Source organism: Streptomyces vastus, from assembly GCF_039532825.1.
Taxonomy (GTDB): domain Bacteria; phylum Actinomycetota; class Actinomycetes; order Streptomycetales; family Streptomycetaceae; genus Streptomyces; species Streptomyces vastus.
On sequence record NZ_BAAASJ010000099.1, the window covers coordinates 52487 to 72416 of the forward strand.

14 protein-coding genes and 5 pseudogenes are annotated in these 19930 nt (G+C 69.6%); 5 read left to right on the forward strand and 14 right to left on the reverse strand.

Annotated features, from left to right (window positions below; all coding sequences use genetic code 11):
* Positions 1-22 precede the first annotated feature (22 nt).
* From ABD357_RS31785 to ABD357_RS31795, 3 genes and pseudogenes are all read right to left on the reverse strand, one after another.
* Positions 23-5070 (reverse strand): annotated as a pseudogene (locus ABD357_RS31785) (DNA repair ATPase).
* Positions 5071-5148: 78 nt separating this feature from the next.
* Complete coding sequence (locus ABD357_RS31790; protein WP_344394484.1) at positions 5149-7194, reverse strand: SPFH domain-containing protein; 2046 nt, start codon at positions 7192-7194, stop codon at positions 5149-5151.
* Positions 7195-7272: 78 nt separating this feature from the next.
* Complete coding sequence (locus ABD357_RS31795) at positions 7273-7803, reverse strand: hypothetical protein (protein WP_344394485.1); 531 nt, start codon at positions 7801-7803, stop codon at positions 7273-7275.
* Between the two features lie 528 nt (positions 7804-8331).
* On the opposite strand from ABD357_RS31795, the gene ABD357_RS31800 reads away from it, so the two are divergent.
* The 3 genes and pseudogenes from ABD357_RS31800 to ABD357_RS31810 form a co-directional block, all read left to right on the forward strand.
* The gene (locus ABD357_RS31800; protein ID WP_344394486.1) at positions 8332-9153 is read left to right on the forward strand and encodes a hypothetical protein; all 822 of its coding nucleotides are present in this window, start codon (positions 8332-8334) and stop codon (positions 9151-9153) included.
* Positions 9150-9419 (forward strand): annotated as a pseudogene (locus tag ABD357_RS31805) (response regulator); the annotation flags it as partial. The gene ABD357_RS31800 and the pseudogene ABD357_RS31805, both read left to right, overlap by 4 nt.
* Positions 9413-9661, forward strand: a pseudogene (locus tag ABD357_RS31810) (sensor histidine kinase); the annotation flags it as partial. The pseudogenes ABD357_RS31805 and ABD357_RS31810, both read left to right, overlap by 7 nt.
* Positions 9662-9787: 126 nt before the next feature.
* On the opposite strand, the gene ABD357_RS31815 reads toward ABD357_RS31810, so the two are convergent.
* From ABD357_RS31815 to ABD357_RS31835, 5 genes are all read right to left on the reverse strand, one after another.
* Positions 9788-10513 (reverse strand): potassium channel family protein, encoded by a 726-nt coding sequence (locus tag ABD357_RS31815; protein WP_344394488.1) that lies wholly within the window; start codon positions 10511-10513, stop codon positions 9788-9790.
* A complete protein-coding gene (locus tag ABD357_RS31820) occupies positions 10506-11855 on the reverse strand; it encodes a TrkH family potassium uptake protein (RefSeq protein WP_344394489.1) in 1350 nt (449 codons plus the stop codon). The genes ABD357_RS31815 and ABD357_RS31820 overlap by 8 nt, the downstream gene beginning before the upstream one ends.
* A 423-nt stretch (positions 11856-12278) precedes the next feature.
* Positions 12279-12434: a hypothetical protein gene (locus ABD357_RS31825; RefSeq protein WP_344394490.1), complete on the reverse strand. Its 156-nt coding sequence runs from the start codon at positions 12432-12434 to the stop codon at positions 12279-12281.
* Positions 12435-12518: 84 nt separating this feature from the next.
* Positions 12519-13565: an SPFH domain-containing protein gene (locus ABD357_RS31830; RefSeq protein WP_344394696.1), complete on the reverse strand. Its 1047-nt coding sequence runs from the start codon at positions 13563-13565 to the stop codon at positions 12519-12521.
* A 4-nt stretch (positions 13566-13569) separates the two neighbouring features.
* Positions 13570-14001 carry an NfeD family protein gene (locus ABD357_RS31835; protein WP_344394491.1) on the reverse strand — a complete coding sequence of 144 codons (432 nt, stop codon included), beginning with the start codon at positions 13999-14001 and terminating at the stop codon, positions 13570-13572.
* A gap of 244 nt (positions 14002-14245) precedes the next feature.
* Between ABD357_RS31835 and ABD357_RS31840 the strand changes: the two are divergent.
* Positions 14246-14410: pseudogene (locus ABD357_RS31840) on the forward strand (DUF2017 family protein); the annotation flags it as partial.
* Positions 14411-14709: 299 nt separating this feature from the next.
* Positions 14710-16236: an alanine/glycine:cation symporter family protein gene (locus ABD357_RS31845; RefSeq protein WP_344394492.1), complete on the forward strand. Its 1527-nt coding sequence runs from the start codon at positions 14710-14712 to the stop codon at positions 16234-16236.
* Positions 16237-16795: 559 nt separating this feature from the next.
* On the opposite strand, the pseudogene ABD357_RS31850 reads toward ABD357_RS31845, so the two are convergent.
* The 6 genes and pseudogenes from ABD357_RS31850 to ABD357_RS31875 form a co-directional block, all read right to left on the reverse strand.
* Positions 16796-17581 (reverse strand): annotated as a pseudogene (locus ABD357_RS31850) (PhoX family protein); the annotation flags it as partial.
* Positions 17582-17658: 77 nt separating this feature from the next.
* A complete protein-coding gene (locus tag ABD357_RS31855) occupies positions 17659-17811 on the reverse strand; it encodes a hypothetical protein (protein ID WP_344394493.1) in 153 nt (50 codons plus the stop codon).
* Positions 17808-17972 carry a hypothetical protein gene (locus tag ABD357_RS31860; protein WP_344394494.1) on the reverse strand — a complete coding sequence of 55 codons (165 nt, stop codon included), beginning with the start codon at positions 17970-17972 and terminating at the stop codon, positions 17808-17810. The genes ABD357_RS31855 and ABD357_RS31860 overlap by 4 nt, the downstream gene beginning before the upstream one ends.
* A 138-nt stretch (positions 17973-18110) precedes the next feature.
* Complete coding sequence (trxA, locus tag ABD357_RS31865) at positions 18111-18434, reverse strand: thioredoxin (protein WP_344394495.1); 324 nt, start codon at positions 18432-18434, stop codon at positions 18111-18113.
* A gap of 33 nt (positions 18435-18467) precedes the next feature.
* Positions 18468-19502: a thioredoxin-disulfide reductase gene (gene trxB, locus ABD357_RS31870; protein WP_344394496.1), complete on the reverse strand. Its 1035-nt coding sequence runs from the start codon at positions 19500-19502 to the stop codon at positions 18468-18470.
* Positions 19499-19912, reverse strand: a complete 414-nt coding sequence (locus ABD357_RS31875) for an arsenate reductase ArsC (protein WP_344394497.1) — start codon at positions 19910-19912, stop codon at positions 19499-19501. The genes trxB and ABD357_RS31875 overlap by 4 nt, the downstream gene beginning before the upstream one ends.
* Between the last annotated feature and the right edge of the window lie 18 nt (positions 19913-19930).

The following is a 19930-nucleotide window of genomic DNA, read 5'->3' on the forward strand; positions in this document are numbered from 1 at the left end:
CCACAGTAGGCACGCCGGCGGGTCATGTCTCTGTCCGTGACAAAGCCGGCCCAGGGGCCGGGCGTACCGCATGGCGGGCCCCGGGGTTGGCCATGAGGTGGCGAGGGTCTGCGGCGCGCGTGATGGCGGACTCGACGGCGGCGACACGATCGGCGAGCAGGCCGAGGGCGGCGACAGCCTTGGTGAGGGGGTCGCCCTCCGGGCCGCCGAGAGCCTGTGTACGGACGTACGCGGCCCTCAACTCGGCCCAGCGCGCCGTCTGCTCGGCGGTCAGCGTGCCGCGGAGTTCGGCCAGTTTCAGCAGGTTGGCCTCGGCTCCGGTGGTGAGGGTCTGGGCCTCGGCCGTGTAGTGGTCGTCCAGGACGGCGGCCAGCTCCGCGTCGTTCATGACGGGCTGGATGCGCTGGGCGATCTTGTTCATGTTGCGGTAGGAGCCCTGGAGCTGGAAGGGCGGCTCGGTGCGCGTGCTGTCGGTCTGCGCGGCGGAGGCGATGTAGGCCGCGTTCACCGCGAGGACCGTCTCGCGGGCGGTGAGCAGGTGGCGCAGGACCGCGAGGATCTGTTCCAGTTCGGCGGGGGCGTACGGGTGGGTGAGCTCGTCGGCGCGGGCCGTGGAGTCGCCCGAGGCCAGCCGGATCAGCAGGTCGAGGTCGGCGCGGTCGCGGCCCGCGAGGGGCGCCAGGACCGCGGTCGCGGTCAGGGCGTTCTCGATGAAGCTGACCGCGAAGGCGTCCTCCTTGCCGGTCAGGACGTCACCGAGGTTCCATACGTCGGCACGGTTGGCGAGCATGTCCGGGACGCGGAAGCGGCTGCCCGACTCGGTGTAGGGGTTGCCCGCCATGCAGACCGCGAAGCGCTTGCCGCGCAGGTCGTAGGTGCGCGGCTGGCCGTCCCTTACGCCCTCGATACGGCGCGTGGCGTCGCACAGCGGGATGAACTTCTGCAGCAGCTCGGGCGAGGTGTGCTGGATGTCGTCGAGGTACAGGAGTGTGTTGTTGCCCGCCTCCAGCGCGAAGTTGATCTTCTCGATCTCCTGGCGGGCGGTGACGTTCGGGGCCTCGGCCGGGTCGAGCGAGGTGACCGCGTGCCCGAGGGCCGGGCCGTTGACCTTGACCAGGACAAGACCGAGGCGGTCGGCGACGTATTCCATGAGCGTCGTCTTGCCGTAGCCGGGCGGCGAGATGAGCAGCAGCAGACCTCCGCTGTCGGTCCGCTTGCCGTCACCGGTCGTGCCGAGCTGCTTGGCGAGGTTGTCGCCGATGAGCGGGAGGTACACCTCGTCGATGAGGCGATTGCGGACGAACGCGGTCATCACTCGCGGGCGGTACTCGTCCAGTCGGACACGGGACCGCTCGGCGGCGACCAGGGCCGTGCGCTGCCGCTGGTAGGCGCGGTGGCCGGGCACGTCGCGGGTACGGAAATCGCCGGTGCGGGCGAGGAGTTCGTCGATGCGGACCGTGAGCGTACGGCCGGTGATGCGCGGGTGGGAGCCCAGCAGTCCCTCGACCGTCTCGGTCAGCGGCGCGTCGGACTCGTAGCGCGTCAGGTCGGGGCAGAGTTCGGCGGCCACGGCCTCGGCGAGGTCACCGGGGTCGAGGTCCGTGCCGGTGGCGGAGGTGTACGCGGACAGCCACGCCTCCACCAGCTGGCGGCGTGCGGTGAGGTCGTCGAGTGCGGCGAGGTCCTCGTCGTACGCCGAAGAGCCCACCGCACGGCGGAACTTGTCGAGGAGTGTGCGCGCGGCCGAGCTGATGACGAACCCGTCGGGGCCGCTGGTCAGCTCCTCGAAGAGGTACGCGGCGGCGAGCGCTTGGTCGGCGTGCCCGGTCGGCGTCCCACCGGCCGTGGCGGGTCCGGTCTGCACGCTCCCCACCGTGGCGGGACCGGCTACCGCGCCGATTTCGGCGCTCGGCCCACTCCGCGTCGCACCCGCGGCGGCCACGGAGCCCGCCAACGCGGCACGCGTCCCGGCCCACGCGCCGATCGACTCCGCCAGCTCCCTCTCGAAGTCGGCGATCGCGGGGGCGAGCCCGAAGGTGTCGCGGGCGCGGGCCAGCGACACGGCGCGGCGAGTCCAGGCCGCGCGCTCGTCGTCAGCGGTGCCGTGGGCCCAGAAGAGGTGGGCGGCGGCGCGGGCGGCAGACCGGTGCCGCAGCGGGCCCGCTCCCTCGTGCAGCCGCAGCAGCGCCGCGAGGATAGCGGTCGCGTCGTGGTCGTGGACGCCACGCTCGTAGCCCTCGTCGTACGACGCCTCCGCGGCCTGCCGTACCAGGGCGGCGAGGTCGTCGGCCTGGGCCAGTGCGGCCGGGCCGTGCTCGTCCAGAAGCCGGGCGGCGAGGTGTTCGGCCCGGTAGACCTCGGGGGACTCGGAGGGCAGCGGCCGGTCCCAGTACGGGCGGGTGGCCGCGAACTCCGGGTCCGTCACCGGTGAGCGGTAGTCCGTGCCCGTGAGGGCGAAGGCGAGACCGCCGTCGTGCGGGACCAGCGTGAGGTCGAGCGGCTGGGTGTTGACGGCGAAGCGGTGGCGGCCCAGACGGATGGTGCGGCCGCCGTCCGCGTACAGGTCGGTGCGGTCGCGCAGGGCGCGGGACGCCTCCTGACGGGCGGCCTTCAGCCTGCCGTCCAGCTCCTCCGCGCGCACCCGGTCGCCCAGTTCGCGCAGCTCGTCCGCCGTACGCCGGACCTTGGCGACCATCGGGTCGGAGGCGAAGTAGGTGTTGACCGCGTCGGTGTCGGCGAGCGTGGCGGCGCGGCGTGCCACGGTCTCCAGGACCCGGGACGCCGCGGCGGCGAGCTGTTCGGCCCGGCGGGCGCGGGCGTCGGCGAGGGTCTGCTTGCGTGCGGAGAACGCCTCGTAGACCTCGGTGCGCTTGTCCGCCAGCTCGCCGAGGAAGTCGTCGAAGTCGGCGAAGCGGGCTTCCAGGTTCTCCAACTGGACGAGCAGACGGGCGAGTTGCTCGTCGCAGGACTCCAGGCTGTCGGCGGCCGTGAGCGCGCCGGCGGCGGACTGGCCGAGGAGCGCGAACTCGGCGGCGAACTCGGCGCGCCCCTCGTGGTCGAGGAGTTCGCGGCGGCGAGCGTCGAGTATGGCGCGGGCGCGGTTGACGCCGCCCAGGACCTCGGCGATGCGCTCCAGGATGGACGTACGGACCGTGGCGTCGCCGATGTCGAGTCCGGCGACGACCTCGGTGACCGTCTGCAGCCCGTCGGTCAGTTCGTCGAGGCGGGCCGTGACGGGTGCGGCCTCGGCGACGGTGGTGATCGACTCTGCCTCCGCGACGAGTTGCTCGAGGTCCTGGTGGTGGCCGGTGAAGGCGTCCTCGCGGGCCAGGAAGGCGACGGCGCGCTGCCCGAACGTGGCCAGGTCCGCCTCGGCATCGGCGGCGAGTTCGTCGATGCGGGCGGTGTCCGCGTACCGCATCTCCTTCAGGGTCAGCAGATGCCCCTGGGAGTGGCGCAGTTCGGTCAGGCCGCTCACCCAGGCGGCGGCGTCCCGTGGCGCCTCGCCCCGCAGGCGCCGTACGAGCGAGGCGATGCGCGTGGCTGCCTCCCCCAGCGCGTCGGCGGCCTGCCGGGTCAGCTCCTGGACGGTCTCGAATTCGGCCAGCACCTGCTCGGCGGTGACCCGCACCTGCTCCAACGGAGCGCGTAGATCACCGAGTTCGGGGTCGCCCAGCCAGTGGTACGAGTCCGCCGCCCGGACGCACGCGGCGGACAGCGCCGCGTACACCTCGGTCGTCGGGGTCGTCTCAGCGACGGCGCGCGTGACGGACAGGCAGTCGGAGATGCCGCGTACGAGGTCGGCGTTGCCGACGCGGGCCAGCGGTCCGGTGCCGGTGGGTTCGGTGGCGGCGTGCGTGTCGGAGACGTACGGGGAACGCCACAGCTGGATGGGGTGCACGCGCTGCGGCTCGTCGCTGTCGGCGCGCAGGACCATGAGCGTGCCGTCGTCGAACAGTGCCCAGCCGTGGCAGGACAGCGGGGTGGCGACCTCCTTGCGGATCATGTTGTAGGGCAGCAGCAGACTGCGGCCCTCCACGCGCGCATGGAACGCGAACAGCACGTCCTCGCCGTTGGGCGAGCGGACCACGCGCTCGAACTCCAGGTCGGCCGTGTCCGTGCCGTCGAAGGTCTTGTACGCGCCCGCGGCCAGGCAGTAGCCGCCCGGGAAGACGATCCCCTGGTCCTCGGGCAGGCGGCGGCAGGCCTGCCCGATGCCGTCGAGGCGTACGACCGCCTTGGTGAGGGTGTTGAACACCAGGTACCGGTGGGAATCAGGGCGCCCACGCGCGCGTGGGCGATGTCCGCGTCGGCGAGGGACTGCAGCGGCTCGGCGACCGGCTCGGCGTAAACCCCCTCCCCGGTCTCGGTGTTGTCCTCGATCTTGACGGTGAGGGTGCCGCCGACCGTCTCGACGAACACCTCGCCCTGGACGGACACGTGCGGGTGGCGGCCGAGGACGTGGTCCTCGCGGGTCGCGTCGGTCCACTCGAAGTCGTGGGAGGGCGGGAAGACGTGATCGCGCTCGCCGCGCGCGTCCAGGAAGGTCGCCCGGCCGTCGTCGGACAGCGCCCAGCGCAGGACACGGATGTCCCCGGCCTTCTCCCCGGTCTGGAACACGGCCAGCAACTTGCCGTCGGTTCGGCGCAGTTGGAGGAGGTGGGCCTGACGGTAGTAGCGGTAGAGGGCCGCGAACTCCCTGACGAACGCCGGGTCGTCGAGGAGACCTGGGACGGTGTCCTCGGGCAGCCGGTTCAGGTCGTGGTCGTGCAGCGCGAAGACGTCGGCCACCGTCGTCTCCGGCTTGAGGCCGAGGAACACGTTGTAGCCGAACAGCAGGTGGTCGCCGACGGCGACGATGTCGCGCGGAACGCAATTGTGCTCGGTGCGGATGCGCTCGGTGCCGGTGAGTTCGAGCCGCGTCGAGCCGAACTCCTCGGTGCGGCGGGCGTTGAGCGCCTCGGCACGCCGGGCGAGCTCGGTGGCCTGCGCGGCGAGGCGGTCGCGCAGCACTTCGTACGTGCCGGTGTCGAGCGCGTCGTACGTACCGGTGTCCAGGCCGGTTGCCATGGTCCAGCTTCCCTTCAATGAGCGGGGTCCGGAGCTGCCGTCCCCTGTGCGGCGGCTCCGGACCCGTGGGGCGGGTGATCAGGCCTTGACGCCGCCGTTGAGCTCGGCGAGCGGCAGGTCGGCCAGGCCCAGTTCGCCCGCCCGGTCCATGAGTTGCTCCAGTCGGCCGGCGTTGGCTCCGCCCGTGTTCATCAGCTTCATCAGGAGCGCGGAGACGGTCAGGTTCTGCACGTCGGCCGTGGAGACCGAGCCGAGGACGCGGCTCAGGTCGTCGGTGAAGCTCGACGTGCCGTCCAGCCAGGGCCCCGCGAGCGCCTGCGCGGTCTCGGAGTGCTGGACGAAGCCGTCGACGCTCTTGCCGAGCGCGATCGAGGAGACGAGGCGGTCGAAGAAGACGGACTCCCCGCCGACGATGTTGATGTCGGCGTTCTCCAGGCCGGTCGCCAGCACCGTGGCCTGTGCCTCGGCGACCTGCCGCTGCACGTCCAGGCCGGCCAGCCGGATGTCCTTCTCGGCCTCCAGGCGCAGCCGGTACTCCTCGTGGCCGCGGGACGCGTCGTCGAGGGCGGCCATCGCGGCGGCCTTCTCGGTCAGCCCGGCCGCCTCGGCCTTCAGCTTGCCGCCGATCGCCTCGGCCTCGGCGAGGGCCTTCGCCCGTGCACCCTCGGCCTCCGCCTTGAGGCGTGCCTCGGTGGCCTCCGCCTCCGCGAGGCCGGCCTTCTCGATGACCTCGGCCTCCTTGTCGCGGACCTGGACGGCAGCGAGTCCTTCGGCCGCCGCCTCGGCCTGGATGCCCTCGGCGAGCCTCAGCTTGGCCTGCGCGTCCAGGTCGGCGGCCTTCAACCCTGCTTCCGCCAGTGTGAGTTGCTCGGCCGCGCGGTGCGTGGCCGCCTGCTCGGCCGCCTCCGCCGCCTTGATGTCCTTGACCAGCTTCTCCTGCGCCTGAGCCTCGGCGGCGATGATCACGGCCTGCCGTCCGCGCTCGGCCTCCTCCACGGCGCGCAGCTTCTTGATGGACTCCTCCTGCTCGGCGACCGTACGGTCCACCGCGACCCGCTCCCGGATGACCTCGGCGATCTCCCGCTTCTCCGCCTCGACCTCCTTCTCGGCGGAGATCCGCGTCAGCTGCGTCTCCCGCTCCCGGGCGATGACTTCGAGGAGACGGTCCTTCTCGATGCGCTCGTTCTCGATGGCGATGACCCGCTCGCGGTTCTTCTGCGCGACGGCCACCTCACGGGCCTGGTTCTCGCGCTGGATGCCCAGCTGCTCCTCGGTCTTCAGGAAGGCACCCTGCGACCGCAGCCGCTCCTCCTCCATCACCCGTGCCGTCTCGGCCTCTTCCCGGGCCCGTACGGTGTCGATCTCCCGCTTCTGCTTGATCTCGGCGTCGGCCTGGCGGCGTTCCAGTTCGAGGATGGCCTCCCGGGCGTCGACGTTCTGCCGGGTGATCTCCTTCTCCTCGGTGCGCTGGAACTCGTTGGTGCGCACGTGCTCGATGGCCGTCAGCTCGGTGATCTTGCGGATGCCCTGCGCGTCCAGGACGTTGGCCGGGTCGAGCTGGGAGAGCGGCGTCTGCTCCAGGTAGTCGATCGCCGCGTCCTCCAGGCTGTAGCCGTTGAGGTCGATACCGATGATCTCGATGATCCGGAAGCGCAGTTCCTCGCGCTTGGTGTAGAGGTCGGTGAAGTCCATCTGCTTGCCGACCGTCTTCAGCGCCTCGGAGAACTTCGCGTTGAACAGCTCCTGCAGCGTGTCCTTGTCGCTGGCCCGCGCCGTGCCGATCGCCTGGGCGACCCTGATGACGTCCTCGGCGGTCTTGTTGACCCGTACGAAGAACGAGATACGGATGTCGGCGCGGATGTTGTCCCGGCAGATCAGCCCGTCCCGGCCGGCCCGCGTGATCTCGATGGTCTTCACCGAGATGTCCATCACCTCGGCCTTGTGCAGCACGGGCAGCACGACCTGCCCGGTGAAGGTCACATCGACCTTCCGCATCTTCGAGACGATCAGCGCCTTGCCCTGCTCCACCTTGCGGAACAGCCGGGAGAAGACGAACAACAGGGCGAGCGTGGCGAGCAGGACAACGGCGACGAGCACGCCGATACCCATAGTCATGGCATCCATGGCATACGTCCTTGAGGCATAAGGGAGTTGATTGATGAGGGCGGAAGGCGCCGGGGCGCTTCCGGATGGCGACGCGGCTCAGGCAGCGCGATCCCGCGGACAGAGCGCGTCGGCGCGATCTCGAGAGTGGAGCACGGCCGCATGCGGCATGGGGCGCAAGGGTTCCTCGACGTCGTGGGCGGCATCCGGCAATGTCGTGCCGTCGCCGATGCGGGCCTCGGTGTGCCGGGGAGGCTCGGGTTCGTCGGGGAAGAGGTGGCGCAGCGACCGTACGAGCAGGCGGGTCAGCCGCCAGGCGGCGAGCAGCACCCCGAGCGGCACAACCAGGCGCAGCAGCCCGCCGAGGATGCCCGAAGGCACGTACGCATCCAGCAGGATCGCCGTACCCAGACTGAGGAACCAGGCGAGCACGGTCAGCAGTGAGAACGCGACCGCCACCGGCACCCCGCCCATGCCCCAGGCATCGAGGTCCGCATCCGCATCCGCGTCGAAGCTGTCGGAGCCGGCCGCGCCGAAAGCGACGAGAACCCAGAATCCGACGACCACGACGAGGGCGGCGGTGAACAAGAGGGTGGGAAAGCCGGTAGCCGCTTCAAGAAAGGCCCGCATGTCCACCCCCGCTCATCACGTCATCACACCTGGCCTGTGGGGAGGACCGGGCCCCGGTGCCGGGACCGACGTCCCTGCCGGTATCGAGCACCGGGGCTGCCTGTGGCTCCCCCTGGGGACATCTTGCCTGCGGGAGACCCGCCCCCGCATTGCCGGAACCCGGCAGTATTCTCCCGAGCCTCGATGCCGGTCCCAGCTAAGAAAGCGTCACCGGCGCATCAAGATGCAGGAGAACTCCAGGAGACGAGCGTCGCCCTCCTGACACGCCTCACCACGCACCCACGCACCTACCGGCGCCGCGCAGTCCGGCCCAGGAAATGAAGCCCGCCCGCACTCTGGGCGCGGTCGGCCGACGCGGCAAACCCGCCCGCCGGCTCGGCGAACACGGCGGCCCGTACCGACTGAACAGACAATCGCCGGATCACCTGGAACACCGGCGCGAAGGCCCGGAAACCGGCAACCAAACCGGGCTCGTCGCTGCCCGGCCGCCCCCCTGACCCGGCGCCGTCGGACGGCCACGCTTGGCGCATGGCCCGCTTTCAGCACACGGTGACACTCGCCCCCGTACCCCGCCACTGGTTCGAGTCATGCGTCCTCATGCTCCACGACCTCGCAGAGAGTCTCGAAGATGACGGGGCGCGGCTGCGGCTGCCCGACGGTCGTCCGCTGCCGGAACTGCTCTTGGGCGAGGGACGCCATCTGCAACCAGGCGCCCGATACCACCCCGAGAGCGACGAGGACGGGGAGCCGGATCTCGACGCGACGCTCACGGTGCTGGCCTGGGACCGGCGGCGGGAGACGGCCCTGGAGATCGTCACCCTCGGCGACGACTCCCCCAACCCCACACACATGGCCTGCGCGCTCAGGCTCACCAGCGTCGAACGGCCACGGGAGGCGGAACTCTCAGGGAAGATGCGGGCAAGCGGCGGCAAATGGACGAAGTACATCAGCGGCAGCGGGCGCCTTCACCTCGACCTCGGCACGTGGTGGCCCTCCGCCGCGGGCCTCGGCCGCCCCACGGCCCCACCCGTCACCGGTACCCTCCACCACCCGCTCACCCGCGCCACGGCGACGGTCGTACCGCGTCCGGCCAAGGACGGGCGCTGGCGAGTCACCGTCAAGGTACGAGTCACGGGCCGCTCCTTCGCCCGCCTGCTGCTCCCCGTCGCCATGGCCGTCATGGGACGGCGGGCACGCGCAGCCTTCGCCGAGGCGCTGGATGACGCGGCGGAGGCGTGGAACGGACAGGTACCCGTGCTGCTCCGCAAGGACATGGAGCGACTGCGCCTGGAACTCGTCGAGTCGCTGTTCAATACCGATGAGGAACACAAGCCGGAGGCACCTCGATGACCCGCGTACTCGTGGTCGAGGACGATCCGCGGATCGTCCGGGCTCTGACGCTCAGTTTGAAGGCGCGGATGTACGAGGTCGGCACCGCCTCCGACGGCGCCACGGCCCTGCGGTCGGCCGCCGCCCACCCCCCGGATGTGGTGCTGCTCGACCTCGGGCTGCCGGACACGGACGGCATCGACCTCATCAGAGCCATGCGCGGTCGGGCCCGGGTGCCGATCCTGGTGGTCTCCGCCCGCCGTACCTCGCTGGAGAAGGTCGCGGCCCCGGCGTGCCCGACAAGGCCAAGGAGAGGATCTTCGAGCCGTTCCAACGGTACGGGGATGCCCCGCGCGGCGCCGGAGTCGGCCTCGGCCTCGCCGTCGCCCGCGGCTTCGCCGAAGCCATGGGCGGCACCCTCACCGCCGAGGACACCCCCGGCGGCGGCATGACCATGGTCCTCACCCTCAAGAGCACCCCGGGCCGCCCACCCGCAGCTCCCGACCTGCCCGCCCACATCACCTCGTGACAGCTGATCGGGACTGGTCATGTGCGCATGTGCGCACCGGCTCCCGGCCTGTCCGCCCACGGCCGTCGGAGGAGGGATCGCCGGTCCGGCGATGCCGTCGCCACGGCCCCTGCCCAGAAGGAGGACTCAGCTGAGTTCGGCGAAGGACTCCACATCGCGGATCTTGCCGGTGACGACGATGACATCGCCCTTTTCTATGACCGTCTCGGCGGTGGCATAGGTGAAGCCCTCGCCCGGCCGCTTGATGCCGACGACCGTCACCCCGTACTTGCTGCGCACCTGGCTCTCGCCGAGCGGCAGGCCGGTGGAGATGGCCGGGGCGACGGTCTTCACCAGGGCGTAGTCGTCGTCGAACTCGATGAAGTCGAGCATCCGGCCGGTCACCAGGTGGGCGACGCGCTCACCCATCTCGTGCTCGGGCAGGACGACGTGGTGCACGCCCAGGCGTTCGAGGATCTGGCCGTGCTGACGGCTGATGGCCTTGGCCCAGATGTTGGGCACATTCGCCTCCAGCAGGTTGGAGGCGATCAGGATGCTGGCCTCGATGTCGGTGCCGATGCCGACCACGGCGCTGCTGAACTCGTGCACGCCGAGCTGGCGCAGCGTCTCGGGGTCGGTGCAGTCGGCGACCGCCGCGTGGGTGAGATCGTCGCTGATCCGCTGGACGAGGTGCGGGTCGGTGTCGACGCCGAGAACGTCCCAGCCGCGCCGGATCAGCTCATGGGCCAGCGAGCTGCCGAAGCGGCCGAGGCCGATCACGGCCACGCGCTGGTCACCGTGGCCGGAGGCGGCGGCGTGCTCGGCGAGGCGCTTGTGGCGGCGACGGCGCAGGGAGTGCAGGAAGTTAGCCAATGACAGGTCGCTCCTCGGGTAGCTCGTAGCGGCGCTTGCGCTCGCGCAGGGCAAGCGCCGAGACCAGGGTGACCGGGCCGAGCCGGCCGACGAACATGAGCAGGATGACGATCAGACGGCCGACGGTCGGCAGGTCAGCGGTGATGCCGGTGGACAACCCCACCGTGCCGAAGGCCGAGACCGACTCGAACAGCACCTCCTCGAAGGGCTTGTCGACCACGGCGAGCAGGGCCAGCGTCGCCGTCATCACGAAGCCCACGCCGGCCAGCGCCACGGTCAGCGCCTGCCGCAGCACATGCGGCGCGAGCCTGCGGCCCATCACCGCGGACGTGGGCTCACCGCGCACCTCGGCGAGCATTGCCGCACCCAGCACCGCGAAGGTGCTGACCTTGATGCCGCCCGCAGTGCCCGCGCTGCCGCCGCCGATGAACATCAGCATGCAGGTCAGCAGCAGCGTCGCATCCGTCATCGCCCCGACATCGACACCGTTGAACCCCGCGGTACGCGACATCGCCGAGTGGAAGAAGCCCGCGAGGATCTTCTTGTCCCAGTCGAACGAGCCCAGCGTGTCCAGGTTCGTCCACTCCAGCACACACGTCAGCAGCGTCCCGGCGAACAACAGCACGGCCGTGGTGATCACCGTCAGCCGGAAGTGCAGCGACCAGCGCCGCCGGCCCGTGGCGCGGGCCCGGTTGCGGTGCCGCAGCAGCTCCAGCAGCACAGGAAAACCGATTCCTCCGAGAATCACGGCCGCGGCGACGGGCAGCGTCATCCACGGATCCTGCGCGTACTTCGTGAGGCTGTCGGCGTGCAGTCCGAACCCGGCGTTGTTGAACGCCGACACGGCATGGAAGAACCCCAGATATGTGGCGTCCCAGATGGACTCGGCGTAGCCGAAGCGCAGCCGCAGTGCCAGCATCGCGCCCACCGCGAGTTCCACCGCGAGCGTGCATCCGGCGACCCCGAGCAGCACCCGCCGCACATCGCCGATGTCCAGGCTCTTGGTCTCCGCCTGTGCGGTCAGCTGCATCCGCAGCCGCAGTTTTCCGGAGATCAGCAGACCCAGCAGCGAGGCCATCGTCATGATGCCGAAGCCGCCGATCTGGAACAGCACGAGGATCACGCCCTCGCCGAGGCCACTCCAGTACGTGCCGGTGTCCACCACGACCAGACCCGTCACGCATACCGCGGACGTGGCCGTGAACAGCGCCGTCACCGCATCGGCGCTCCGGCCGTCCTCTGCGGCGACGGGCAGCATCAGCAGCACCGTCCCCAGCAGGATCACCGCCGCGAAAGCCATGACCACCGTACGAGCGGGATGCGCCGCCAAGAGCGACTGCATTATCCGCACCGCGCGTTTCGCCACACCCCCGCCTTCCTGCCCCGCCAACGTTCGGTAAAGGATCCATCAGCATCCACAGCCAAGACCCAGCGGGCTACCTTAACCGAGGCCGTCCGAACCGCACCCTGAGCGAATCGACCGAGGCTTCGGCATGATGCAGGCCGCGGAGCTGCCCGGCGACCCGCCGCAGCCCTTCACCGTCCGCATCGACCAGTCAAGTCGAAAGGCGGCGGGAGATGTGCCCGTCTGCGTCATGGAAACCGGCGGCACCCGCACCCCTGTGCCCTACGCTCCGTTCACTGCTCGACGGGCACTGCACCGGACCACCGGCACTCCGGTGCGTCCCATGAGGTGGGTGGGCAGGCTCGTACGCCGACGGGCGCGGCACATTGGCCTGGGCCGCCCGTTGGATGCCCGCCCTGCTCACCGGCTCTCCGTGCCGCGGAGTGCGTGGCGCTGGACGATCTGGGAGACGTCCCGCGCGGTGATGATGCCCACCAAGTGCGGGCCGTCCTCGGGGCACAGCTGCTCAGCCGACCGGAAGGGTCCTGACTCCTTCCCGCGACTGGCCCTCGTCACGGCAGCCGGGAACCGGGGGCACCCGCAACCTCCAGGCGATCATGCCCTACGGCGGCCGATGACGTTATGGATGCTCGGCAATTGTCACCCCTGGTCAGCGAGGGGGTGGGACGGGAGGGCGTCGGAGGCGACGCGATCGGCCTTGGCCGCGTCGGCGAGGGCGGCGGCAGCGGCTTCCGCGGCCTGAGCCGTGTCGTCGGCGGCCTGGGCGGCGCTGTCGTCCGAAGGCTTCTCGCGGGTGGCCGGCGATTGTGGCAGCACCTCGCTGAAGGCGCGGGACACGCCCTGGAGCGCGGAGGTGACCTCGCTGGGGATCACCCAGAAAGTGCTGCCCGAGCCTTGCGCGAGTTGGGGCAGCATCTGGAGGTACTCGTAGGCGAGCAGCTTGGGATCGGGGTCGTTGCGATGCACGGCCTGGAAAACCTCGTCGATGGCCCGGGACCGGCCCTCGGCCTGGAGGATCGCAGCGGTGCGGTTACCCTCCGCGCGCAGGACAGCGGCCTGCTTGTCGCCTTCGGCGGTGAGAATCTGCGACTGGCGTTGCCCCTCGGCCCCGAGAATGGCGGCCCGCTTGTCCCGCTCGGCACGCATCTGCTTCTGCATCGCGTCCTTGATGGACTGCGGAGGGTCGATGGCCTTGATCTCCACCCGGTTGACCCTCAGCCCCCACTTGCCGGTGGCCTCGTCCAGCACGCCACGGAGCTGGCTGTTGATGGTGTCCCGGGAGGTCAGAGTCTTTTCCAGGTCCATGGATCCCACGACGTTGCGCAGAGTGGTGACGGTGAGCTGCTCAACCGCCTGAAGGAAACTCGCGATCTCATAGAAAGCCGCTCGCGGGTCGGTGACCTGGAAATACAGGACGGTGTCGATCTCGACGACCAGATTGTCCTCGGTGATGACCGGCTGCGGTTTGAAGGAGACAACCTGCTCCCGCAGGTCGATCACCGGATGAACACGGTCGATATAAGGGATCACGAGGTTGAGGCCGGGGTTCAGGGTCCGGTGGTAGCGGCCGAGTCGCTCGACATTACGAGCGCGCGCCTGGGGCACGATACGGACCGCCCGCACCACGGTGAAAACCGCGATCAGCGCGACGATCAGGCCGGCAATCAAGAACGCCGAGGTATCCATGGTTTCAGTCCCGTGGGTAGACGATCGCGGTGGCGCCGCTGATCTCGATGACGTCAACGGTCTTTCCAGCAGGAATCACCAGCGTCTCGTCGTAGGCGCGAGCCGTCCACTCCTCGCCGTCGATACGGACCCTGCCGCCCAGGCCCGTCACCTCCGAGACGACATAGGCAGCCCTGCCCACCAGTGCATCTACACCGAATCGCGCCACTTGGGGCTGGAGCACGTGGCGCAACGCAATGGGGCGCACGAAAAGCACGGTGACCGTGGCGACGATGGTGAAAACCAAGAACTGGAAGGGCAGCGGCAGCCCGACCGCGGCGGACCCCGCCGTGAGCAACGCCGCCGCACTCAGCATTCCGAGCGCAGCAGTAAGGGTGAAGATTTCCGCAACTGCCAACACAGCTGCGATGATCAACCAGATCAGCCATAGATCCATTGGGCGCCTCTTCTGACCGGTGCGGGTGCGAAGGGCTTGACTCTCACCATTGGACCCCGATACGGGGCAGCCGCGGTACCCCTGGGATAGGGAAACTCTGCCGAACGAGCGGGGGCGTACTGGTACAACGCACCGTAAGCGACCGCTTCACACCTTTACGTCAACTTTACCCACAGAATGTAAGCCGCGAGGAAGATCACCTCTCGTCCGAGGGAAGTCCGCAGGTGGCAGGGGAACGTCCAGGCTGGGCGCCCTCAACGACGTGCGGCTCGTGACCGGCTCCCGGCTCGACGTCGTCGGCGAGGAGGGCACCGGCCTCCTCACCCGGCCGCCGGACGACGATCCGCGCAAGCCGATGGTGATGGCGCATCTGTGGCCGGGTGAGCTTCAGGAGGCGATCATGCCGTGACCTGGGGACTCCACGTGGTCATGACCGTCCACACCTTTGTCTACTGACCCGTCAAGCCGTTTTCAGGTTGCGTTCTCTCAGCGGGCGCTCAAATCCGGATAACGATCGCATTACCGCCCCTGGGGTTTATGCCCCAGGGGCGCCTTTGCGTGACTTGGGTCACTCGAGGCCGCGTAGAGAACGTGATACGACTTCCCAATTCCTTCATGGTGCGGCCTTTGCCATGTGTACACCGTCCCCTTATCCGTCCCCACTGCTGCACCACACCAACACGTCCCCGCCCCACCGAGGTACGCCAGATGTCACTTGAGTCCATCACCACATCCATCGACGACGCCGTCAGCGACTTCTTCGAACCCGTCGCCACCAAAGTCAGCGAGATCGTCTTCTACGCCGTGCCCGTCGGCGACACCGACCTTCCGCTCATCGTCGCCTGGCTCGTCATCGCGGGTCTGATCTTCACCACATGGTTCGGGCTGATCCAGGTACGCAAGTTCAAGCTCGCCATCGACGTCGTGCGGGGCAAGTACGACGAGGAGGGCTCGCCCGGTGAGGTCAACCACTTCCAGGCGCTGACCGCCGCCGTCTCCGGCACCGTCGGCCTCGGCAACATCGCCGGTGTCGCCGTCGCCGTCTCCATCGGCGGCCCCGGCGCCACCTTCTGGATGATCCTGTGCGGCCTGCTCGGCATGGCGACCAAGTTCGTCGAGGTCACCCTCGGCGTGAAGTACCGCGAGGAGCACGAGGACGGCACCGTCTCCGGCGGTCCGATGCACTACCTGCCCAAGGGGCTCGCCGAGCGCTTCGGCAGCGGCGGCGCCAAGTTCGGCAAGGTGCTCGCCGTCCTGGCCTCCATCATGATCCTCTTCTTCGGCCTCTTCGGCGGCAACCTGTTCCAGACCAACCAGAGCTACTCGCAGGTCGCTTCGACCTTCGGCGGCGAGGACGGCTTCATGGCCTCCTCCGCTGGTGCCATCCTCTTCGGCCTGGTGGTCGCCGCGCTGGTCGGCCTCGTCCTGCTCGGCGGCATCCGCTCCATCGCCTCGGTCACCAGCAAGCTGATCCCGGCCATGGCCGGCATGTACATCGTGGCCTGCCTGGCCGTCATCCTGGTGAACATCACCGCGGTGCCCGACGCGTTCCAGGGCATCATCAAGGGCGCGTTCGAGGCCGACGGTGTCACCGGCGGTGTGATCGGCGCCCTGATCGTCGGCTTCCAGCGCGCCGCCTTCTCCAACGAGGCCGGTCTGGGCTCGGCCCCGATCGCCCACTCCGCGGTCAAGACGAAGCATCCCGCGAGCGAGGGTCTGGTCGCCCTGCTGGAGCCGTTCATCGACACGGTCGTCATCTGCACCATGACCGCGCTGACCATCGCCATCGCCGACCCGGCCAGCTGGGCCGAGGCCCGCGCGGGCGAGGACGTCGGCGGCGTCACCATCACCTCCGACGCCTTCGAGACCGTACTGCCCTGGTTCCCGAACATGCTGACCATCGCGGTGCTGCTGTTCGCCTTCTCCACGATCCTGACCTGGGGCTACTACGGCCTCAAGGCGTGGACGTACCTCTTCGGCAAGAGCCAGACCAGCGAGATCATCTTCAAGGCCATCTGGAGCCTGTTCGTCGTCGCGGGCTCCCTGCTCTCCCTCGACACACTGATCAGCCTGGCCGACTCGGCGCTCTTCCTGCTGTCGGTGTTCAACATCATCGGCCTCTACCTGCTCGCCCCCATCGTCAAGCGCGAGATGAACTCCTTCCTGGACTTCGTCCGGCGCCGCAAGGACGGCCTGCCGGACCCGGAGCCGAAGACCGCGAAGGCGCTCGACTGATCCGAGCCCTGCAGCTCAGTATGTGGGCCGCCCCGTACCACCCCTCGGTACGCGGCGGCCCTCTGCTTATCCTGACGAGCACGCTCACCATCACCCAGGCCCTCGTATCCGCGCCGCCCTGCAGCGCGAACTCCCGCTGGTGAACATACGAGGCCCGCGGCGACCAACGCCCTGCTGGGGTTGGTGCCAGAGGGTCGCTGGAGACCGTACGCCGTCGCGCATTTCCTGTGGCCGGCCGCTGACCGGTCGGTGCGACAGGCGGCCCGCCGGCCCCGGACGCCGACCCAGCTCACCGTCCTGCACGGCCTGTTCGCCCCGGCCCGGGACCGCGAACCGGGGCGCCGCTGGGTGGCAGCGGCCTGGCTGCTCAGCCCCTCGCATCTGGGTCTGCTGAAGCACCGCGATGGCCGACGGCCGCCTGGCCCGCCGCCAGGAGACCGTGTCCCCGTTAGGCACGCCGCAATGGGAGCCAGGTATCCCGCGCCGCTTGGTGGTTCAGCGGGACGTTGCGGGCCCTGCCCGGCAGCCGACGACTGCCAGGCAGGCGACCACGCCGGGGCTACCGGCGCTTCTGCTCCCACACCGTCACGACCGACGGCCGCCGCGGAATGCTGCCCGTTCCGTCGGGCCAGCGCGAACCCGGATTCTCCGCGGTGGCACCGTCGGTCTCGCCCGGGTGCTGCGGCGCGACCAGGATGCGGTCCCTTGTGATGATGGGGCCGCAGCACTCGGCGCCCTTCGTCATCGACAGGAACTGCTGCACGTGTCCGCGCTCGGCGCCCTTGACCGGGACGGCGAAGAGGCCGTCGTGGAAGCCCAGGGCGGCGCCGTCAGTGGCAATCCACAGGTTGCCGTACTCGTCGAAGGCCACGTTGTCCGGGCAGGAGATCGGGCTGACCTGGGACTTGTCGAAGCCGGCGAAGTACGTGGAGGGGTCCTCGGGGTCACCGCAGACCAGCAGGAGCTTCCACCGGAAGGTCTTGGCGGCGGCGTCGGAGCCGCGCTCCTCCAGTTCCAGGATCTGACCGTGCTTGTTGCCGGTGCGCGGGTTGGCCTCGTCCGGTCCGGCCTTGCCCGCGGCGCCGCGGTCCTTGTTGTTGGAGAGCGCGACGTAGACGCGGCCGGTGTACGGGTGGGGCTCTACGTCCTCCGGACGGTCCATCTTGGTGGCGCCCGCCTTGTCCGCGGCCAGGCGCGTGAAGACGTACACCTCCGCGGCGGTCATGCCCGGTACGTGCGAGACGTCGCCCGTCGCGAGCGGGATCCACTCGCCGGTGCCGTCGAACTCTCCGTCGCTCGGCAGCTTTCCGGTGCCGTCGATCTCGGCGGCCGGGCTGTCGCCGGTGCTCATGTCCGGCGGCAGGGAGAACGACAGCGACGCGCAGCCGCTGGTCGTCGGTGACCGACGATCAGGGCGTCGTACTACAGCTCCTCCGTCGGCCCATCGTCACGGCGGACAGCGAGGCGCTTTGCGGCGGCGTCGATGGCCGTGGCCACGGTGTTCGTACGCACCTGCATGCCCGTGGCCTTGAGATCCGCGGCTGTGCGATGGGCGAGGTTGCTCCAGTGCGTCACCTCCCCGAGACGTAGTACGGGATGCCGCAGATCGAGAAGTTGGGGTAATCGTCGGCCGCCACGACGGTGACCTCGCTGTCCGGGTCGAGCGCGCGGGCTCGAAGCGCCGCGCTGATACCGGCTTCGCTGCCGCCGATCGCGACGATGCGCTTGCTGGCCACCGATGTCTCGGGGCGCCGCCTCAGCCGAGGCTGTAAACGGGTGTGCTGCTGCGGTGAGTCGGCGGGGGTGCTGCGCGGCACCCCCGCCGCGGGCAGGCAGGACGTCGTCTTTGTCCTCGTCGGCCTCGTCGGTCCTCGTCAGCCGAAGTGGTCGGCGAGCTCGCGCTCCAGCGCGGCCCTGGGCTTGGCACCCACGATGGTCTGGACGACCTTGCCGCCCTGATAGACGTTCATCGTCGGGATGGACATCACGCCGTACTGCGCGGCGATGCCCGGGTTCTCGTCGATGTTGAGCTTGACGATCTCGATCTTGTCGCCGTGCTCGGCAGCGATCGCCTCCAGGGAGGGGGCGAGCTGGCGGCACGGGCCGCACCAGGCGGCCCAGAAGTCGACCAGGACCGGCTTGTCGCCCTTGAGGACGTCCTGCTCGAAGGAGTCCTCGGTGACGTTCTTGAGAGCCATGAGGGCTTGTCTCCTGCGGGTGGGGAGGGGCGGTCAGACGTCGGCCGCGACCGGCTCGTCGTCCTCGGCGTGGATCTGCCCGGCGCCCGTGTCGCTCAGGGCGGCGAGGTACCGCTCGGCGTCCAGGGCGGACGCGCAGCCGCTGGCGGCGGCGGTGATGGCCTGGCGGTAGGTGTGGTCGACGACGTCGCCCGCGGCGAAGACGCCGGGGATGTTCGTACGCGTGGAGGGCGAGGCGACCTTGAGGTAGCCCGAGTCATCCAACTCCAGCTGGCCCTTGAAGAGTTCGGTGCGCGGGTCGTGGCCGATCGCGATGAAAAGGCCCGTCGCGTCGAGGGCGCGGGTCTTGCCGGTGAGGACGTCACGGAGCACGACCCCGGCGAGCTTGCCGTCCGCTTCCTTGATCTCCGCGATCTCGCTGTCGAAGGCGAAGGAGATCTTGTCGTCGGCGAAGGCGCGGTTCTGCATGACCTGGGAGGCGCGCAGGACCGAGCGGCGGTGTACGACAGTGACTGAGCGGGCGAAGCGGGTGAGGAAGGTGGCCTCCTCCATGGCGGTGTCGCCGCCACCGACCACGACGATGTCGCGGTCACGGAAGAAGAAGCCGTCGCAGGTCGCGCACCAGGAGACGCCCCGGCCGGACAGCTCGTCCTCGCGCGGCAGGCCGAGCTTGCGGTAGCCGGACCCGGTGGCCACGATCACGGTCCTGGCCCGATGGACGGTCCCGGCCGTGTCGGTGACGGTCTTGATGTCCCCGGTCAGGTCGACCGCGACGATGTCGTCGTCGATCATCTCGGCGCCGAAGCGTTCAGCCTGGGCCCGCATGTTCTCCATGAGGACCGGGCCGTCGACGCCCTCCGGAAAGCCGGGGAAGTTCTCGACCTCGGTGGTCGTGGTCAACGCGCCGCCGACGAAGATGGCGCCGCCGAAGACCAGCGGCTTGAGCTCAGCGCGGGCGGTGTAAAGGGCGGCGGTGTATCCGGCCGGGCCCGAACCGATGACGATGACGTCCCGTACGTCCTCGGCGGGCCCGCCCTGCGACGGAATTGCGGCGGCTTCGGTGCTCATGCCGTCTTCTCCGGGGCGATCTCCTTGATCAGACCCTCGACCAGGGTCTTGATCTCGTCACGGATGGGTCGTACGGCCTCGACGCCCTGGCCCGCCGGGTCCTCGAGCTGCCAGTCCAGGTACCGCTTGCCGGGGAAGACCGGGCAGGTGTCGCCGCAGCCCATGGTGATGCAGACGTCCGACTCCTTGACCGCGTCCACGGTGAGCATCTTGGGGACCTCGGCGGAGATGTCGATGCCGACCTCGCGCATGGCCTCGACGGCGGTCGGGTTGACGCCCGTGCCCGGGTTGGAGCCGGCGGAGCGGACCTCGACGCGGTCTCCGGCCAGGTGGGTCAGCCACGCGGCGGCCATCTGGGAACGGCCGGCGTTGTGGACACAGACGAACAGGACGGACGGCTTGTCGGACATCAGAGGTCTCTCTTGTCT

What these genes read in the sequence shown, in the direction of transcription:
- ABD357_RS31820 (WP_344394489.1), bottom strand. Translation starts at nt 11,855, where the DNA reads ATGCAGTCGCTCTTGGCGGCGCATCCCGCTCGTACGGTGGTCATGGCT.
- trxB (WP_344394496.1), bottom strand. Translation starts at nt 19,502, where the DNA reads ATGAGCACCGAAGCCGCCGCAATTCCGTCGCAGGGCGGGCCCGCCGAG.
- ABD357_RS31830 (WP_344394696.1), bottom strand. Translation starts at nt 13,565, where the DNA reads ATGGATACCTCGGCGTTCTTGATTGCCGGCCTGATCGTCGCGCTGATC.
- ABD357_RS31875 (WP_344394497.1), bottom strand. Translation starts at nt 19,912, where the DNA reads ATGTCCGACAAGCCGTCCGTCCTGTTCGTCTGTGTCCACAACGCCGGC.
- trxA (WP_344394495.1), bottom strand. Translation starts at nt 18,434, where the DNA reads ATGGCTCTCAAGAACGTCACCGAGGACTCCTTCGAGCAGGACGTCCTC.
- ABD357_RS31835 (WP_344394491.1), bottom strand. Translation starts at nt 14,001, where the DNA reads ATGGATCTATGGCTGATCTGGTTGATCATCGCAGCTGTGTTGGCAGTT.
- ABD357_RS31795 (WP_344394485.1), bottom strand. Translation starts at nt 7,803, where the DNA reads ATGCGGGCCTTTCTTGAAGCGGCTACCGGCTTTCCCACCCTCTTGTTC.
- ABD357_RS31790 (WP_344394484.1), bottom strand. Translation starts at nt 7,194, where the DNA reads ATGGATGCCATGACTATGGGTATCGGCGTGCTCGTCGCCGTTGTCCTG.
- ABD357_RS31845 (WP_344394492.1), top strand. Translation starts at nt 14,710, where the DNA reads ATGTCACTTGAGTCCATCACCACATCCATCGACGACGCCGTCAGCGAC.
- ABD357_RS31800 (WP_344394486.1), top strand. Translation starts at nt 8,332, where the DNA reads ATGGCCCGCTTTCAGCACACGGTGACACTCGCCCCCGTACCCCGCCAC.